The sequence below is a fragment of the Campylobacter concisus genome (assembly GCF_015679985.1).
Lineage (GTDB): Bacteria > Campylobacterota > Campylobacteria > Campylobacterales > Campylobacteraceae > Campylobacter_A > Campylobacter_A concisus_AC.
Genome location: NZ_CP049239.1, coordinates 258,892 through 273,011 on the forward strand (window position 1 = coordinate 258,892; position 14,120 = coordinate 273,011).

The window sequence follows — 14,120 nt, forward strand, 5'->3', positions numbered from 1 at the left end:
AATAGATGTTTTTAGATCAGGTTATAGGTTTTTTCTCAAGTGATATGGGCATAGATCTCGGTACCGCAAATACACTTGTTTTGGTAAAAGATAAAGGCATAATAATAAATGAACCTTCTGTTGTTGCAGTAAGGCGTGAGAAATATGGCAAACAAAAAATTTTAGCGGTCGGACATGCCGCAAAAGAGATGGTAGGAAAAACTCCAGGCGATATCGAGGCGATAAGACCGATGAGAGATGGTGTTATTGCGGATTTTGATATGACTGAGCGCATGATACGCTATTTTATAGAAAAGACTCACAAAAGAAAAAGCTTTTTACGCCCAAGGATCATCATCTCAGTTCCTTATGGACTTACTCAGGTCGAAAGAAAAGCTGTTAGAGAAAGCGCCTTAAGTGCTGGAGCAAGAGAGGTATTTTTGATCGAAGAGCCTATGGCAGCAGCGATTGGCGCAAATTTACCAGTTCGTGAGCCACAAGGTAACCTAGTGGTTGATATCGGTGGTGGTACGACTGAGATTGGTGTCGTCTCGCTTGGTGGTCTAGTTATTTCAAAATCAATCCGCACAGCTGGCGATAAGATCGATATTAGCATTGTTAATTACATAAAAGAGAAATATAACTTACTAATAGGTGAGCGAACTGGCGAGGAGATAAAGATCGCCGTAGGTTCTGCCGTGCAGCTTGAAAAAGAGCTAAGCGTAGTGGTAAAAGGTCGCGACCAGGTAAGTGGTCTTTTAAGTAGAGTCGAACTAACAAGCGAAGATGTGAGAGAGGCGATGAGAGAACCGCTAAAAGAGATCGCAGATGCGCTTAAAACCGTGCTTGAGATGATGCCACCTGATCTTGCGGGCGATATTGTGGAGACTGGTATCGTACTAACTGGCGGTGGAGCGCTTATTAGAGGACTTGATAAATTTTTATCTGATATCGTTAAACTTCCAGTTTTTGTAGCAGATGAGCCACTTCTCGCGGTTGCTAGAGGAACGGGCAAGGCACTTGAAGAGATTGGGCTTTTACAACAGCTGACAAATGAAGAGTAAGATTGTTCTTTTTGTTTTTATAGCATTGCTTGCTACGGCCTCAGTTTTCAAGGGAGAAATTTTAAGTAATCTTTCTATTTGGTTTAGTAACTATGCTACAAATTCATACGACAATTTTGCTAAAAGCGTGAAAGACTATATAAACGAATATTTTAGGCAAGCTAACGAGATAGAAAAGCTAAGAGCGCAAAATGAAGAGCTAGAGCGCTCAGCCACGCTTCTTTCTACTTTTGCGAACGAGCTAAATCAAATTTTAAAAGATAAAAACTCGACTGCCTACGCCCCAGCTGTAAAGCTAGTAAAAGGGCTTAGCTACGTTCATATCGGGGATTATAATAAAATTTGGATAAGCGAGTTTGAAGGATATAACCCAAATAAAATTTACGGGCTCATCTATCAAGGAAATAGCGCTGGTATCGTCATCGCAAAAGATGGCAAGCCACTAGCTTACTTGCAAAATGATCCAAAAAGTATATTTGCAGTTTATATAGGAAATGACAAAATTCCAGGCGTCGCGCATGGAAATCAAGGCCAAATAATGGTGAAATTTATCCCACAATGGCTCAGCCCAAAAGAGGGCGATGAGGTCTTTACGAGTGGGCTTGACGGGATATTTTTTAGTGGGGTGCCAGTAGGGCGCGTGAGTAAAATTTTAAAAGAGAGCTCCTATCAAAGCGTGATAGTTGAGCCCTATGCAAAGCTAAACATACCAAACTACCTATACGTTGTTACAAAGGAAAAATAATGCCAAAAAGAACAGATATAAATACCATTTTGCTAATCGGCTCAGGACCTATCGTCATCGGTCAAGCCTGCGAATTTGACTACTCAGGCACGCAAGCAGCCAAGACGCTAAAGGAGCTTGGATACCGCGTAGTGCTTATCAACTCAAACCCAGCCACCATCATGACTGACCCAAATTTTGCCGATGCAACGTATATTGAGCCGATCACAAAAGATAGTATTTTAAGGATCATCGAAAAAGAAAAAATAGATGCTATCTTACCAACGATGGGTGGTCAAGTAGCACTAAATGCTGCTATGGAGGTCTTTGAGAGCGGTCTTTTAAAGGATGTGAAATTTCTTGGTGCAAACCCAGAAGCGATAAAAAAGGGTGAAGATAGACAAATTTTTAAAGCAACCATGCAAAAGATCGGTATGGATCTGCCTGAGAGTAGATATGCTTATAACATGGACGACGCGCTAAATGCAGCAAATGAGATAGGCTTTCCGCTCATCATAAGAGCTAGCTATACGCTTGGTGGCGCAGGAAGTGGCGTGGCTTATAATATGGACGAGTTTAAAGAGCTAGCCAACACCGGCCTTGACGCAAGCCCGATACATGAAATTTTGATAGAAGAGAGCTTGCTTGGCTGGAAAGAGTACGAGATGGAGGTCATTAGAGATAGAAACGATAACTGCATCATCGTCTGCTCGATCGAAAATTTTGACCCAATGGGCGTTCATACAGGTGATAGCATCACGGTCGCACCAGCACTCACACTCACAGATAAAGAGTATCAGGCTATGCGTGACGCTAGCTTTGCCATACTTCGTGAGATCGGTGTTGATACTGGTGGCAGCAACGTGCAGTTTGCCATAGACCCAAAAAGTGGCCGCATGATCGTTATCGAGATGAACCCGCGCGTAAGCCGCAGCTCAGCGTTAGCAAGTAAAGCTACTGGCTATCCTATCGCAAAAGTCGCGACGCTGCTTGCAGTTGGTTTTAGCTTAGATGAGATCAAAAACGACATCACAGGCACGCCTGCTAGCTTTGAGCCGGTGATTGACTACATCGTGACAAAAATTCCACGCTTTACATTTGAGAAATTTCCAGGATCAAACCCATATCTAGGCACTGCGATGAAGTCAGTTGGCGAGGTTATGGCCATTGGCAGGACATTTAAAGAGAGTATCCAAAAGGCGCTTTGCAGCTTAGAGCGTGATCTTTGCGGATTTAACAGCCTTAGTTTAGAGAAAAACGCTTTGATTTATGGCATCAGAAATGCAAATGAGAGGAGAATTTTATATCTAGCGCAAGCCTTTAGAGATGGCTTTAGTGTGGCTGAAGTGCATGAGTTTAGCAAGATCGATCCTTGGTTTTTAGAGCAAATTTATGAGATAGTTAAATTTGAAGATAAGATCGACATGGATATCTTAAACAACGAAGAGCTTTTGCGAGAGGCCAAAAGTATGGGGTTTTCAGACAAAATGATAGCTGTGCTTATAAATGAAAAAGACGATCTTGAGCTTAGTCAAAATGATATCTATTTTGCTAGGCAAAAGCTTGGCATCGAGCTTGAATACAACGAGGTCGATACTTGTGCGGGCGAATTTAAGGCGCTAACGCCATATCTTTACTCAACCACAAATATCACTAAATTTCCTAAAAAAGAGCTAGCAAAAGACGCTAAAAAGGTGATGATAATAGGTGGCGGTCCAAATAGGATCGGTCAGGGTATAGAGTTTGACTACTGCTGCGTGCATGCAAGCTACGCCCTAAGAGACCTTGGCATAAAAACGATAATGTATAACTGTAACCCAGAAACCGTCTCAACCGACTACGACACGAGCGATATTTTGTACTTTGAGCCGATTAATTTTGAGCATGTGAGATCAGTCATTGAGCGCGAAAAGCCAGATGGCGTGATTGTGCATTTTGGCGGTCAAACTCCACTTAAATTTGCAAAACGCCTGAGCGTAATCGGTGCAAAGATCATCGGAACAACTGCAAGAGTGATCGATGTGGCCGAGGATAGAAAGAAATTTAGTGAATTTATAAATAAAATAGGCGTCCTTCAGCCTAAAAATGACACCGCCACTAGCTTAGAGGAAGCCTTGCAAAAGGCCGCAACTATCGGCTATCCAGTGCTTGTTCGCCCAAGCTACGTTCTAGGCGGTAGGGCGATGAGAAGGGTGCATAACGAGAGCGAACTAAAAGAGTATATGAGTGAAGCGGTCAAAGTTAGCAACCACTCGCCGGTGCTACTTGATAAATTTTTACAAGATGCAAAAGAGCTCGACGTAGATGCGATATGTGATGGCAAAGAGGTCTATATAGGCGCGATAATGGAGCACATCGAGGAGGCTGGAATTCACTCCGGTGACTCAGCTTGCATATTGCCACCGATGAGTTTAAGTGATGAAATGATAAAAAAAGTGGAGAAGCAAACCAGAGATATCGCGCTAAATTTAGGCGTTGTTGGACTTATGAATATCCAGTTTGCCATCTATGAAAACGAGCTTTATATGATCGAGGTAAATCCTCGCGCGAGCAGGACCGTGCCGTTTGTGAGCAAGGCTACTGGCGTACCTATGGCAAAAGTAGCGACAAGAGTTATGTGGCAGGGAAATTTACGTGAGGCGCTTAAATTTTATGATGATTACAAAGTTGTTTATGAAGATGGTGATATCCTAAAACCTCGCGTAAGTTCGCATATTTGTGTAAAAGAGTGTGTATTGCCATTTAACAAGCTAAGTGGCGCCGATCTCATCCTTGGTCCTGAGATGAAGAGTACGGGCGAGGTCATGGGCATAAGCCACGATTTTGCAAGCTCATTTGCAAAGAGTCAGATCGCTGCTAGTAACACTTTGCCAAGCAAGGGCAGGGTCTTTTTAACGCTAGCCGACGCTGATAAATCTTATGCGCCTGATCTTGCAAAAGAGCTAATAGCGCTTGGCTTTAGCATCATCGCAACTGGTGGTACGCATAAAATTTTAAGCGAAGCTGGCGTTGAGGCTGAGTTTGTCTATAAGATAAGCGAGGGCAGACCAAACGTCGAAGATAGGCTAAAAAACGGCGACATCGCACTTGTTATAAATACAAGCGATACAAAATCAAGCGTGGATGATGGCAAAAAGATCCGCCAAAATGTGCTTAGATTTAAAATTCCTTACTTTACAACGATCCGTGCAGCACTTGCAGCTGCTAAGTCGCTAAGCTCGGTACAAACCGGCAAAGCACTTGAGGTAAAAAGCTTGCAAGAGTATTTATCTAAAAAATAATAATTTAAGGCAGTTTAGCTTATAGCTAAACTGTTTTTTAAAGTATTATTAGAAGTAATAGATGCCCATATATAGCATTTTGCTTTGAATTTTAGTCCAGCTTTCATCAATCTAGTAATATTAAAGCTTATGTTTAATATAATCTCACTCAAAAGGAGAGATTATGAAAATTTTAAATGCTTTTTTTACAGGTATTATATTTGTCCTTGCTCCTATTTTTACGCTATTTGTTGGAATTTACAACAACTACTTTTCTTACTATGGCATAAGTGAGTATTTTAATGTTATTTTTGTTGATAACGTACCTTTCTTATGGCTTTTGCCAGTATTTTTTATATTTGGGTATTGCTTTTTTTACGCGCCTTTTAGAAAAATTTTTAGAGCCTTTTATTTAGTTTTGTTGATAGTTTGTGCTTTTAGTTGGTATCCTGACTTTGGACGCACTTTAGGAGAGAATTATTTTATGAGCAAATCGCTATCTTTAGATATCTCATCAAATTTAGAAAATGAGCAAAAGACTGATGGAAAGATACTTTATAAAGGACGAAGAGAAATTTATTTTTTAAGAAGCGATAATAATAAAGTCGTTAAAATTTCAAAGTAAAGTTTTACCTTTATTTAGTTAAAATGGCATAAAAATTTAAAGGTTTAAAATGCGTTTAAAACTCCCACATGTTCCGTATATTTCACATAAAATAGCAATAGATCTTCTAAATTGTGGTTTCGTAAGATTAAATAAAGGCATTGAGCCAATCGTATCAAAAACAAGCGAAATTTTAACAGTCGATATTCAAAAAGAAAGAGCTTTAGATGAGCGAGTAAATGAGCTTTTGGAGAAAAATGAAGATGAGATGCAAACTATGCAAATTGACCGCAAAAATATGTTTTGGCTCGTTAAAAAGAAGCTCGCAGGTGAATTTGATGTAATTTTAACCCACGAAGATAGATTTAGCAATATCGCTCACAAAGTGCTTGAAACTATTTGGAAGAGCGGTCTTGTTGACTATAATGTATCTGAAAATCGCGTAAAAAATGTGATTTATAACTCAATAGACGAGTACTTAAAAAGCTATGAGAAGATAGAAGATGATGTTTATGAAATGATACAAAATTATAAACATAAGCTAATCCCAGGAACTGATGAATATGATCTTGTCTTTGAGCGTTTGTATCAAGATGAGCTTAAAAAAAGAGGCATGCTTTAATGAAAGCTTACATTTATATTGAAAATGGTGTTTTTTTAGAAGCAAAAGCTTTTGGTGCTCATGGTGAGTGTGCAGGTGAGCTCGTTTTTAATACCTCGATGACTGGCTATGAAGAGATCATGAGCGATCCAAGCTATGCTGGTCAGTTTATCGTCTTTACTATGCCAGAAATAGGCATAGTAGGTATAAACGAAGACGATATGGAGAGTCTTAGAATTCATGCAAGTGGCGTTATAATGAGAAGCTACAACGAAATTCCATCAAACTACCGCTCGCAAAAATCTTTGGGAAAATTTTTCGAAGAGCAAGGTAAATTTGGCGTTTATGATGTTGATACTAGATACCTCACAAAGATGCTACGTGACGAGGGTGCGCTTATGGCCTATATCTCAACGCAGATAAGTGACAAAGATGAGCTAAAACGTAGGCTTGAAAGTAGTGGGCGTATCGAAAATATAAACTACGTAAAAACAGTTAGTGCGATGGATGAATATGAGCACAAAAAAGGCGCTTGGGATAGAAATTTAAAGTCATATAAGCCGTTAAAAAGTATTGGTAAAAAGATAGCTGTTTTTGACTTTGGTGTAAAGAGAAATATCCTAAACGAGCTATGTGAAACTGGTCTTGAAGTCATCGTCGTACCACACGACACTAAGGCTGAAATTTTGATAGAAAAATTTAAAAATGGTGAGATAAATGGGGTATTTTTATCAAATGGTCCTGGTGAGCCAAAAAATTTAAAGGCCGAAATAGGCGAGATCAAAAAGATGATTGAGGCTAGGATACCTATATTTGGCATTTGCCTTGGACATCAGCTACTATCAAACGCCTTTGGATATGAGACATATAAGCTTAAATTTGGTCAGCATGGAGCAAATCACCCAGTGCTAAATTTAGAGACAAAAGCGATCGAGATAACAACACAAAATCACAACTACAACGTACCTGAGAGTATCGCAGAAGTAGCGGTTGTGACTCATAGAAATTTATTTGACAACACGATCGAGGGTGTGAGATATAAAGACTATCCGATCTTTTCAGTTCAGCACCACCCAGAAGCAAGTGGCGGTCCAAGCGAGAGTAAATATATATTTAAGCAGTTTTTAGAAATTTTATAAGATGCAAAATATAAACCTTTACATGATTATCTCAGTTGCATTTTTAAGTAGCTTTAGTCATTGTGTAGGTATGTGCAGCGGATTTTTGAGCTTACAGACTCTATTTTTTAAAGGCAAAAGCAAGAGAGAAATTTTAATGCTAAGCACACTTTATAGTTTAGCTAGAATTTTTGCTTATGTAGTTTTAGGAGCTTTGTTTGGCGCCTTTGGAGCTGTTATTAGCTTTAGCATGCAAGCAAGAGGTCTTATATTTTTTATAGTTGGCTTAGTGATCGCGTTTATCGGTATTGCCTTACTTTTTAGGGGTGGGCTTTTAAAATTCGTAGAGAATCAAAAGGCGCTTAATTTTGTAGTAAGAATTGCAAAAACGAGGATTCAAAAGAAAAATTTAACAAATTTTTTATTACTTGGTTTTTTAAATGGCTTTTTGCCTTGTGGTGTGGTTTATTACTTTTTAGCACTTGGGATTTTAAGTGCAAATTTTATTGATTCGGCTTTTATAATGCTTGTATTTGGTCTTTGTACATTGCCAGCTATGCTTTTAGCTAGCTTTGTATTTGGGATTTTAAATGAGAAATTTAAAGACATAATGTTTAAGATTTCGGCTAGCATAATGATAATAAATGGAATTTATCTATCATTTTTAGGATATAGAGCAAATGCCTAAGATAGTTAAAGTAAGAGAGATAATTGTTAATTGCGTCAAAATTTATTAAGTTTGATAAATATAACCAAAAAGGAAGAATAAATGAGCAAGATTCTTAATAATCTAACTGTTCTTATCGTTGAAAATGAGGGAGATGGTAAAAAAATAGTACAAGAAGTTATGCGAGATAAATTCGAAAAAGTTATCACTGCTCAAAATGGCGATGAAGGACTTAAGAAATTTAAAAAATATAATCCAAATATGGTTATAACAGACGTTTTTATGCCTATAATGAATGGCCTTGATATGGCTAAAAGCATTAAAGAAATTTCAAAAGATACACCTATTATAGTTTTTAGCACAAATAGTGAAAAAGAGACACTTCTAAAAGCGATAGATGTTGGTATTGATAAATACGTTTTAAAGCCGATTGATCTTGATGATTTTTTGGTTACTTTAGAAAATGTTGCCAAAAATAAGATAGAAACAGCAAATATTATTCAGGTTACAAATGGATATAGTTTTAATAAAATAAAACGTGTACTTATCAGAGATGGTGTTGAAATTTCTCTTACAAAAAAAGAACTTGCATTTATATCTTTGCTCATAAAAAGGCTTGGTACGCTTGTGCTTCACGATGAAATAAAAAATGTTGTTTGGGTCGGCGAGAGCGTGACAGAGGCTGCTATTAGGACCTTTGTTAAACGTGTTAGAGATAAAGTCGGTAGTAATTTTATAAAAAATGTTCCTGGACTCGGTTATAAAATAGATAGAAGACTCTCCTAGTAAAAGATAATTTATATTAATTAAGTCTTTTTATAGTTTTTCTACTCTAAAATAACCGAAAATTAATATAAATTTAACTAGGAGGAAAATTTATGCGACCATCCCAGTTGCTACATTATGATTATAGTGTGGCAAAACTCTTTATGTTTTCCACGATATTTTTTGGTATTGTTGGCATGGCTATTGGTGTTTTGGTAGCTTTTCAGCTTGCCTGTCCTGATCTAAACTATATAGCTGGTGAGTATTCGGCATTTGGTAGATTGCGTCCTCTTCATACTAACGGTATCATTTTTGGTTTTATGCTCTCTGGTATATTTGCCACTTGGTATTATATAGGACAGCGTGTTCTAAAAGTATCAATGAGCGAATCTCCGTTTTTAATGTTCATTGGTAAGCTTCATTTTTGGCTTTATATACTTGTTATGATTCTAGCTGTTGTGACACTTTTTATGGGCGAGAGTACATCTAAGGAGTATGCCGAGCTTGAGTGGCCACTAGATATTGCAGTAGTAGTAGTCTGGGTGCTTTGGGGCGTTAGTATATTTGGACTTATTGGTATACGTCGCGAGAAAACACTTTATATCTCGGTTTGGTATTACATTGCTACATTCCTTGGCGTTGCTATGCTTTATCTATTTAATAACATGGAAATTCCAACAAGACTAGTGAGTGGATATGGCTCATGGCTACACTCAGTTTCGATGTATGCTGGCTCAAATGATGCCTTGGTTCAGTGGTGGTACGGTCACAACGCAGTTGCGTTTGTATTTACAGTAGCGATCATCGCCCAAATTTATTACTTCTTGCCAAAAGAGAGCGGACAGCCAATATTTTCTTATAAGCTTTCGTTATTTTCATTCTGGGGCCTTATGTTTATTTATCTTTGGGCTGGCGGTCACCACCTAATATATACTGCTGTGCCTGATTGGATGCAGACTATGGGTTCGGTTTTTTCTATTGTTTTGATTTTACCTTCTTGGGGTTCAGCTATTAATATGCTTCTTACAATGAAAGGCGAATGGACACAACTTCGCGAGAGCCCGCTTATTAAATTTATGATTCTAGCTTCAACTTTTTATATGTTTTCAACTCTTGAAGGTCCTATCTTAGCTATCAAATCTGTAAATGCACTAGCTCACTATACTGACTGGGTGCCAGGACACGTACATGATGGTGCACTTGGCTGGGTTGGTTTTATGACTATGGCGGCACTTTATCATATGACGCCACGTGTCTTTAAGCGTGAAATTTATTCAAAATCCTTAATGGAAGCTCAATTTTGGATACAAACAACAGGTATCGTTTTATACTTTGCTTCTATGTGGATTGCTGGTATTACGCAAGGCATGATGTGGAGAGCGACTGATAGCTACGGAAATTTACTCTACTCATTTATTGATACTGTTGTAGTGCTTATACCTTATTATTACATTAGAGCTATTGGTGGGCTTTTATATTTGATTGGCTTTTTGATGTTTGCTTACAATATTTACAAATCAACTTCTGCTAAAGCTATTTTGGCAGAGCCAAAAAGTGCAACGCCTATGGGCAGTGCTAAAGCCAATGCGGAGGTGATGTGATGTTTGCTTGGTTAGAAAAAAATCCATTCTTTTTTGCAGTTTGTGTCTTTATCGTCATAGCTTATGCTGGCGTGGTAGAAATTTTACCTGACTTTGCAAATAGAGCTAGACCACTCGAGGGTACAAAGCCTTATACGGTTTTAGAGCTTGCTGGAAAAAATATATATATACAAAATGGTTGCAATACTTGTCACTCACAGATGATACGTCCGTTTAAAGCAGAGACTGATAGATACGGCATGTACTCGTTAAGCGGCGAATTTGCTTATGATCGTCCTCATCTTTGGGGTTCAAAAAGAACTGGCCCAGATCTTATGCGTGTGGGTAATTATAGAACGACAGATTGGCATGAAAATCATATGTTAAACCCAGCCTCAGTTGTGCCAGGCTCAATCATGCCGGCATATCCATTTTTATTTAAGAAAAATGCTGACATAGAGACCGCTTACGCTGAAGCACTAACTGTTAAAAAGGTCTTTAATACGCCTTATGATGAGAAAGATATGCCAGCTCTTGGCACTTTTGAGCAAGCAAATGCTAACGTGAAAGAGCAGGCTGCAAGTATCGTTGAAAGTATGAAAGACGAGCAAGTAAAAAGTGCTTTTGCAAAGGGTGAAATTCGCCAGATCGTGGCACTTATTGCCTATCTAAATAGCCTAAAATAGGAGTTAGTAATGGATATTAGAGAACTTCAAGCTTATGGCTATTTTATTTTGACAGCATTCTTAGCTATCACTTTGTACGCTTATTTTTTTCATCTTTACAAAAGCGAAAAGCAAGGTAGAAGAAATTATGAGAAGTATTCAAGATTAGCCCTAGATGATGAGATCGGTAGTAAAATTTTAGAGCAAAAGGCTACAAAGGAGAGCGTATGCAATGGCTAAATTTAGAAGATAATATAAATTTACTTGCGTTAATAGGTGCCATCTTAATTATCGTACTAACTGTCGTTGTAGCTGGCAAGTATGTTGGTCAAATGAAAGTTAAAAAAGATGAAAGCGTAGAGCTTAGCGAGCACAACTGGGATGGGATAGGCGAGTATAAAAACCCAGTTCCATTTGGTTGGGCGGTAGTTTTTTTACTAACGCTTGTTTGGGCGATTTGGTATTATTTACTTGGTTATCCACTAAATTCTTACTCACAAATCGGTGAATATAATAAAGAGGTAAAAGAGGCAAACGCTAAATTTGAAAAAGAGTATGCAAACCCAAGCAAAGAAACGCTTCACGCTATGGGAGAGAGCGTATTTTTGGTGCAATGCTCAGCATGTCATGGCATCACAGGCGATGGTATTGGTGGCAAAGCTGCAAATTTACAAATTTGGGGTAGCGAACAAGGAATAGTTGATACGATACTAAATGGCTCAAAAGGGCTTGATTATCCTATGGGCGAGATGCCAGCAGGGCTAGCTGATGCTGATGGAGCAAAGGCTATTGCAGCTTATGTTGCAAAAGAGATAAGTGCTATAAAAAGTACAAAAAATGAAAATTTAGTAGCTATGGGAAAAGAGCTTTACGCAGCTTGTGCAGCTTGTCACGGAGATGATGGCAAGGGCATGGATGGCATGTCTGCTGATCTTAGTAAATATGGTTCAAGTGAGTTTATAGTGGATGTACTAAATCGTGGTAAAAACGGCAATATCGGTGTTATGCCTAAATTTAATGATGGCAGATTAAACGAGATACAACAAAAAGCAGTTGGCGAATATGTCATATCGCTATCAAAGGGCGAATAATGGAAAATAAAAATAGAAATATCTTTGCTTTAAATGGTATTAGCGGTTATTTGGTGGCAGTTTTGCTTTTGCTATCTATCCTTGGCGTACTTACTTATATTGGTATTGGCTTGCAAAAAGATGTAGCAACCAAACCTTACTCATTAAAAGATGCAAGTAGCATTGAGATGAAGAGCGTTGATAACGCTAAACACGTCATTATAAAGGAGTAGTGATGCTAGGCATAATAGAAAAAGCCATAATCTTGCTTATAGTTATTGCAGGGGCTATTTGTGCGTGGTCAGTGCTTACATCAAACCACCTTTTTGTAGGCTAGGTGTGAGAAAATTTATACTCATTTTTATATTTTTGCTCTCACAAAGTTTGGCTTTGGGAGCAAATTTTGTGATAAATAATGATGAAATCCTAAGCCAAAAAGTAAGTGTAAAGCTAAATGAGATCGGCAGTGAGCTTTACGCAAAAAGCGGTATAAATTTAGTGGTTGGCGTATATAAAGATGGTGAGCTAGAAGCTCTTTTTAAAGAGCAAAACCTTAGCTTGCCTTATGCTTTTTTACTGCTTATAAAGGATAAAAAGAAAGTAGAAATTTTTACCGATGCTAATACTTCAAAGCTTTTTAATAAAGAACAAATTTTAAGTGTAAATCCAGAGTCGGGAACGATAATTCCTATTTTGGTTTCTAAAAATGGCAAAGATATCTATAATGCTGCTATATTAAATGGCTACGCTGATATTGCCGAACAAATAGCATCTAGCTTAAATTTTCAGCTTGAAAGTAGTGTTGGAAATTCAAATAAAACTACATTAAATTTTTTAAGATTTTTCATCTATGGTCTAGTTGCATTTTTTATAATTGTTGTCTTTTATAAAAAGGTAAAAAATGGATAAAAAAACCTTTTGGCCTTATGCTATTGTGCTTAGCTTCGTTGCTATAATTATCGCTTGTGCAGTAACGATCATCATAGCACTGAAACATCCAGTCGAGATGGATAGCTCTTATATGCAAAGCTACCAAAATGTCGATGAAAACATAACCTTTATCAAAGAGAGTGAAAAACGCTTTGATGAGAAATTTGATCTAAAATTTGAGCCAAATTTTAATGCCCTAAATGCTAAGTTTAAATTTCATCTAACTCCTAAAAAAGGAGAAATTTCAGCTTTAAAATATGAAATTTTACTTACTCGCCCACAGACAAATAAAGAAAATAAAATTTTAAGAGCTTCATGGCAAGAAAATGATCTAGTAAGCGAAGAAACAAGTCTAAGAGAAGGTAGATGGCAGCTACTTTTAAGACTAAGTGACACTAATGATACAAGGTATTATAAATTTGATCTTAATGTCACAAAATGATCTTAAGATTGTAGCTTTGGTATCTGAGAAAGATCTTAAAGTCAGATTTAAATTTTAACAAACTAATCTTTTTGGCTAAATCTAAAACCAAGTTGCTAAGTTTTTATCAAATAAAGCTATAAATCAAATCTCTTTAAATCCAAAATTTAATCCCAAACGCTCGCAAGTGCCGACATATTCTTTAAATTTATAGATTAATGGATGCCATTTTTGCGTATCTATCTTTTCTACAACCGTTTCTATCTGTATCTTGCACTCTTTTATCCTGACGGTTTTTGCATTTATGCCAGGTTCTTTGCTGAGGTTTGCTACCTTAAATTTGTCGTGCTCGTAGGTGTAGCCAAGATTCTTTTTTTCTTCTGGTACTTCGCTATCACCAGTTAGTTTTTCCATTTTTTGCACAGCTTCTAGCAGACTCTCATCACATAAATTTAGCGTGATATCTGAACCGTTTTTGATATTTTTAAAGCCTTGATTTTCAATGCCTATGCCAAGCACCACTGTATTTCCTAACGTCCAAGAAGATGAAAGCACCGTGATATCATCGTTTGCATTTTTATCTTTTGTGGTGGCTAGCAAAACCGGAAAGCCGTAGTAAAAACCTTGTCTGTTTAACTCTTTATGCATTTTTGCTCCTTTTTTGTGATTGTA

General features: G+C 37.6%; 16 protein-coding genes. 15 read left to right on the forward strand and 1 reads right to left on the reverse strand.

Going from position 1 to position 14,120, the window contains the following annotated elements; translation table 11 throughout:
• Window positions 1–5: 5 nt before the first annotated feature.
• The 15 genes from G5B98_RS01340 (at window position 6) to G5B98_RS01410 (ending at window position 13,469) form a co-directional block, all read left to right on the forward strand.
• Window positions 6–1,043 carry a rod shape-determining protein gene (locus G5B98_RS01340; RefSeq protein WP_021090637.1) on the forward strand — a complete coding sequence of 346 codons (1,038 nt, stop codon included), beginning with the start codon at window positions 6–8 and terminating at the stop codon, window positions 1,041–1,043.
• On the forward strand, window positions 1,033–1,788 hold the full coding sequence (gene mreC, locus G5B98_RS01345) for a rod shape-determining protein MreC (RefSeq protein WP_196086955.1): 756 nt from the start codon (window positions 1,033–1,035) through the stop codon (window positions 1,786–1,788). Before G5B98_RS01340 ends, mreC begins: the two co-directional genes overlap by 11 nt.
• Entirely contained in the window at window positions 1,788–5,048 is a 3,261-nt protein-coding gene (gene carB, locus G5B98_RS01350) for a carbamoyl-phosphate synthase large subunit (protein ID WP_196086956.1), read from the forward strand. Before mreC ends, carB begins: the two co-directional genes overlap by 1 nt.
• Before the next feature lie 163 nt (window positions 5,049–5,211).
• A complete protein-coding gene (locus tag G5B98_RS01355; protein ID WP_196086957.1) occupies window positions 5,212–5,652 on the forward strand; it encodes an isoleucyl-tRNA synthetase in 441 nt (146 codons plus the stop codon).
• A 49-nt stretch (window positions 5,653–5,701) separates the two neighbouring features.
• The gene (locus tag G5B98_RS01360; RefSeq protein WP_021091020.1) at window positions 5,702–6,253 is read left to right on the forward strand and encodes a DUF507 family protein; all 552 of its coding nucleotides are present in this window, start codon (window positions 5,702–5,704) and stop codon (window positions 6,251–6,253) included.
• Window positions 6,253–7,371, forward strand: coding sequence for a glutamine-hydrolyzing carbamoyl-phosphate synthase small subunit (carA, locus tag G5B98_RS01365; RefSeq protein WP_021090763.1), 1,119 nt, complete (start codon window positions 6,253–6,255; stop codon window positions 7,369–7,371). The genes G5B98_RS01360 and carA overlap by 1 nt, the downstream gene beginning before the upstream one ends.
• Before the next feature lies 1 nt (window position 7,372).
• A complete protein-coding gene (locus G5B98_RS01370) occupies window positions 7,373–8,038 on the forward strand; it encodes a sulfite exporter TauE/SafE family protein (RefSeq protein ID WP_232524600.1) in 666 nt (221 codons plus the stop codon).
• 81 nt (window positions 8,039–8,119) lie between these two features.
• Complete coding sequence (locus tag G5B98_RS01375) at window positions 8,120–8,803, forward strand: response regulator transcription factor (RefSeq protein ID WP_021090989.1); 684 nt, start codon at window positions 8,120–8,122, stop codon at window positions 8,801–8,803.
• Window positions 8,804–8,895: 92 nt separating this feature from the next.
• Window positions 8,896–10,383, forward strand: coding sequence for a cytochrome-c oxidase, cbb3-type subunit I (gene ccoN / locus G5B98_RS01380; RefSeq protein WP_084041628.1), 1,488 nt, complete (start codon window positions 8,896–8,898; stop codon window positions 10,381–10,383).
• Window positions 10,383–11,048 (forward strand): cytochrome-c oxidase, cbb3-type subunit II, encoded by a 666-nt coding sequence (gene ccoO, locus G5B98_RS01385; RefSeq protein WP_084041629.1) that lies wholly within the window; start codon window positions 10,383–10,385, stop codon window positions 11,046–11,048. The genes ccoN and ccoO overlap by 1 nt, the downstream gene beginning before the upstream one ends.
• A gap of 9 nt (window positions 11,049–11,057) precedes the next feature.
• The gene (locus tag G5B98_RS01390) at window positions 11,058–11,267 is read left to right on the forward strand and encodes a cytochrome c oxidase, cbb3-type, CcoQ subunit (RefSeq protein ID WP_021090915.1); all 210 of its coding nucleotides are present in this window, start codon (window positions 11,058–11,060) and stop codon (window positions 11,265–11,267) included.
• Window positions 11,255–12,118: a cbb3-type cytochrome c oxidase N-terminal domain-containing protein gene (locus G5B98_RS01395; protein ID WP_021091000.1), complete on the forward strand. Its 864-nt coding sequence runs from the start codon at window positions 11,255–11,257 to the stop codon at window positions 12,116–12,118. Before G5B98_RS01390 ends, G5B98_RS01395 begins: the two co-directional genes overlap by 13 nt.
• The gene (locus G5B98_RS01400; protein WP_021090794.1) at window positions 12,118–12,330 is read left to right on the forward strand and encodes a DUF4006 family protein; all 213 of its coding nucleotides are present in this window, start codon (window positions 12,118–12,120) and stop codon (window positions 12,328–12,330) included. Before G5B98_RS01395 ends, G5B98_RS01400 begins: the two co-directional genes overlap by 1 nt.
• A 106-nt stretch (window positions 12,331–12,436) precedes the next feature.
• Window positions 12,437–13,006 carry a hypothetical protein gene (locus G5B98_RS01405; RefSeq protein ID WP_196086958.1) on the forward strand — a complete coding sequence of 190 codons (570 nt, stop codon included), beginning with the start codon at window positions 12,437–12,439 and terminating at the stop codon, window positions 13,004–13,006.
• A complete protein-coding gene (locus G5B98_RS01410; protein ID WP_196086959.1) occupies window positions 12,999–13,469 on the forward strand; it encodes a FixH family protein in 471 nt (156 codons plus the stop codon). Before G5B98_RS01405 ends, G5B98_RS01410 begins: the two co-directional genes overlap by 8 nt.
• 123 nt (window positions 13,470–13,592) lie before the next feature.
• Here G5B98_RS01410 and G5B98_RS01415 read toward each other — a convergent pair whose 3' ends face one another.
• A complete protein-coding gene (locus G5B98_RS01415) occupies window positions 13,593–14,096 on the reverse strand; it encodes a flavin reductase family protein (RefSeq protein ID WP_196086960.1) in 504 nt (167 codons plus the stop codon).
• Window positions 14,097–14,120: the final 24 nt, after the last annotated feature.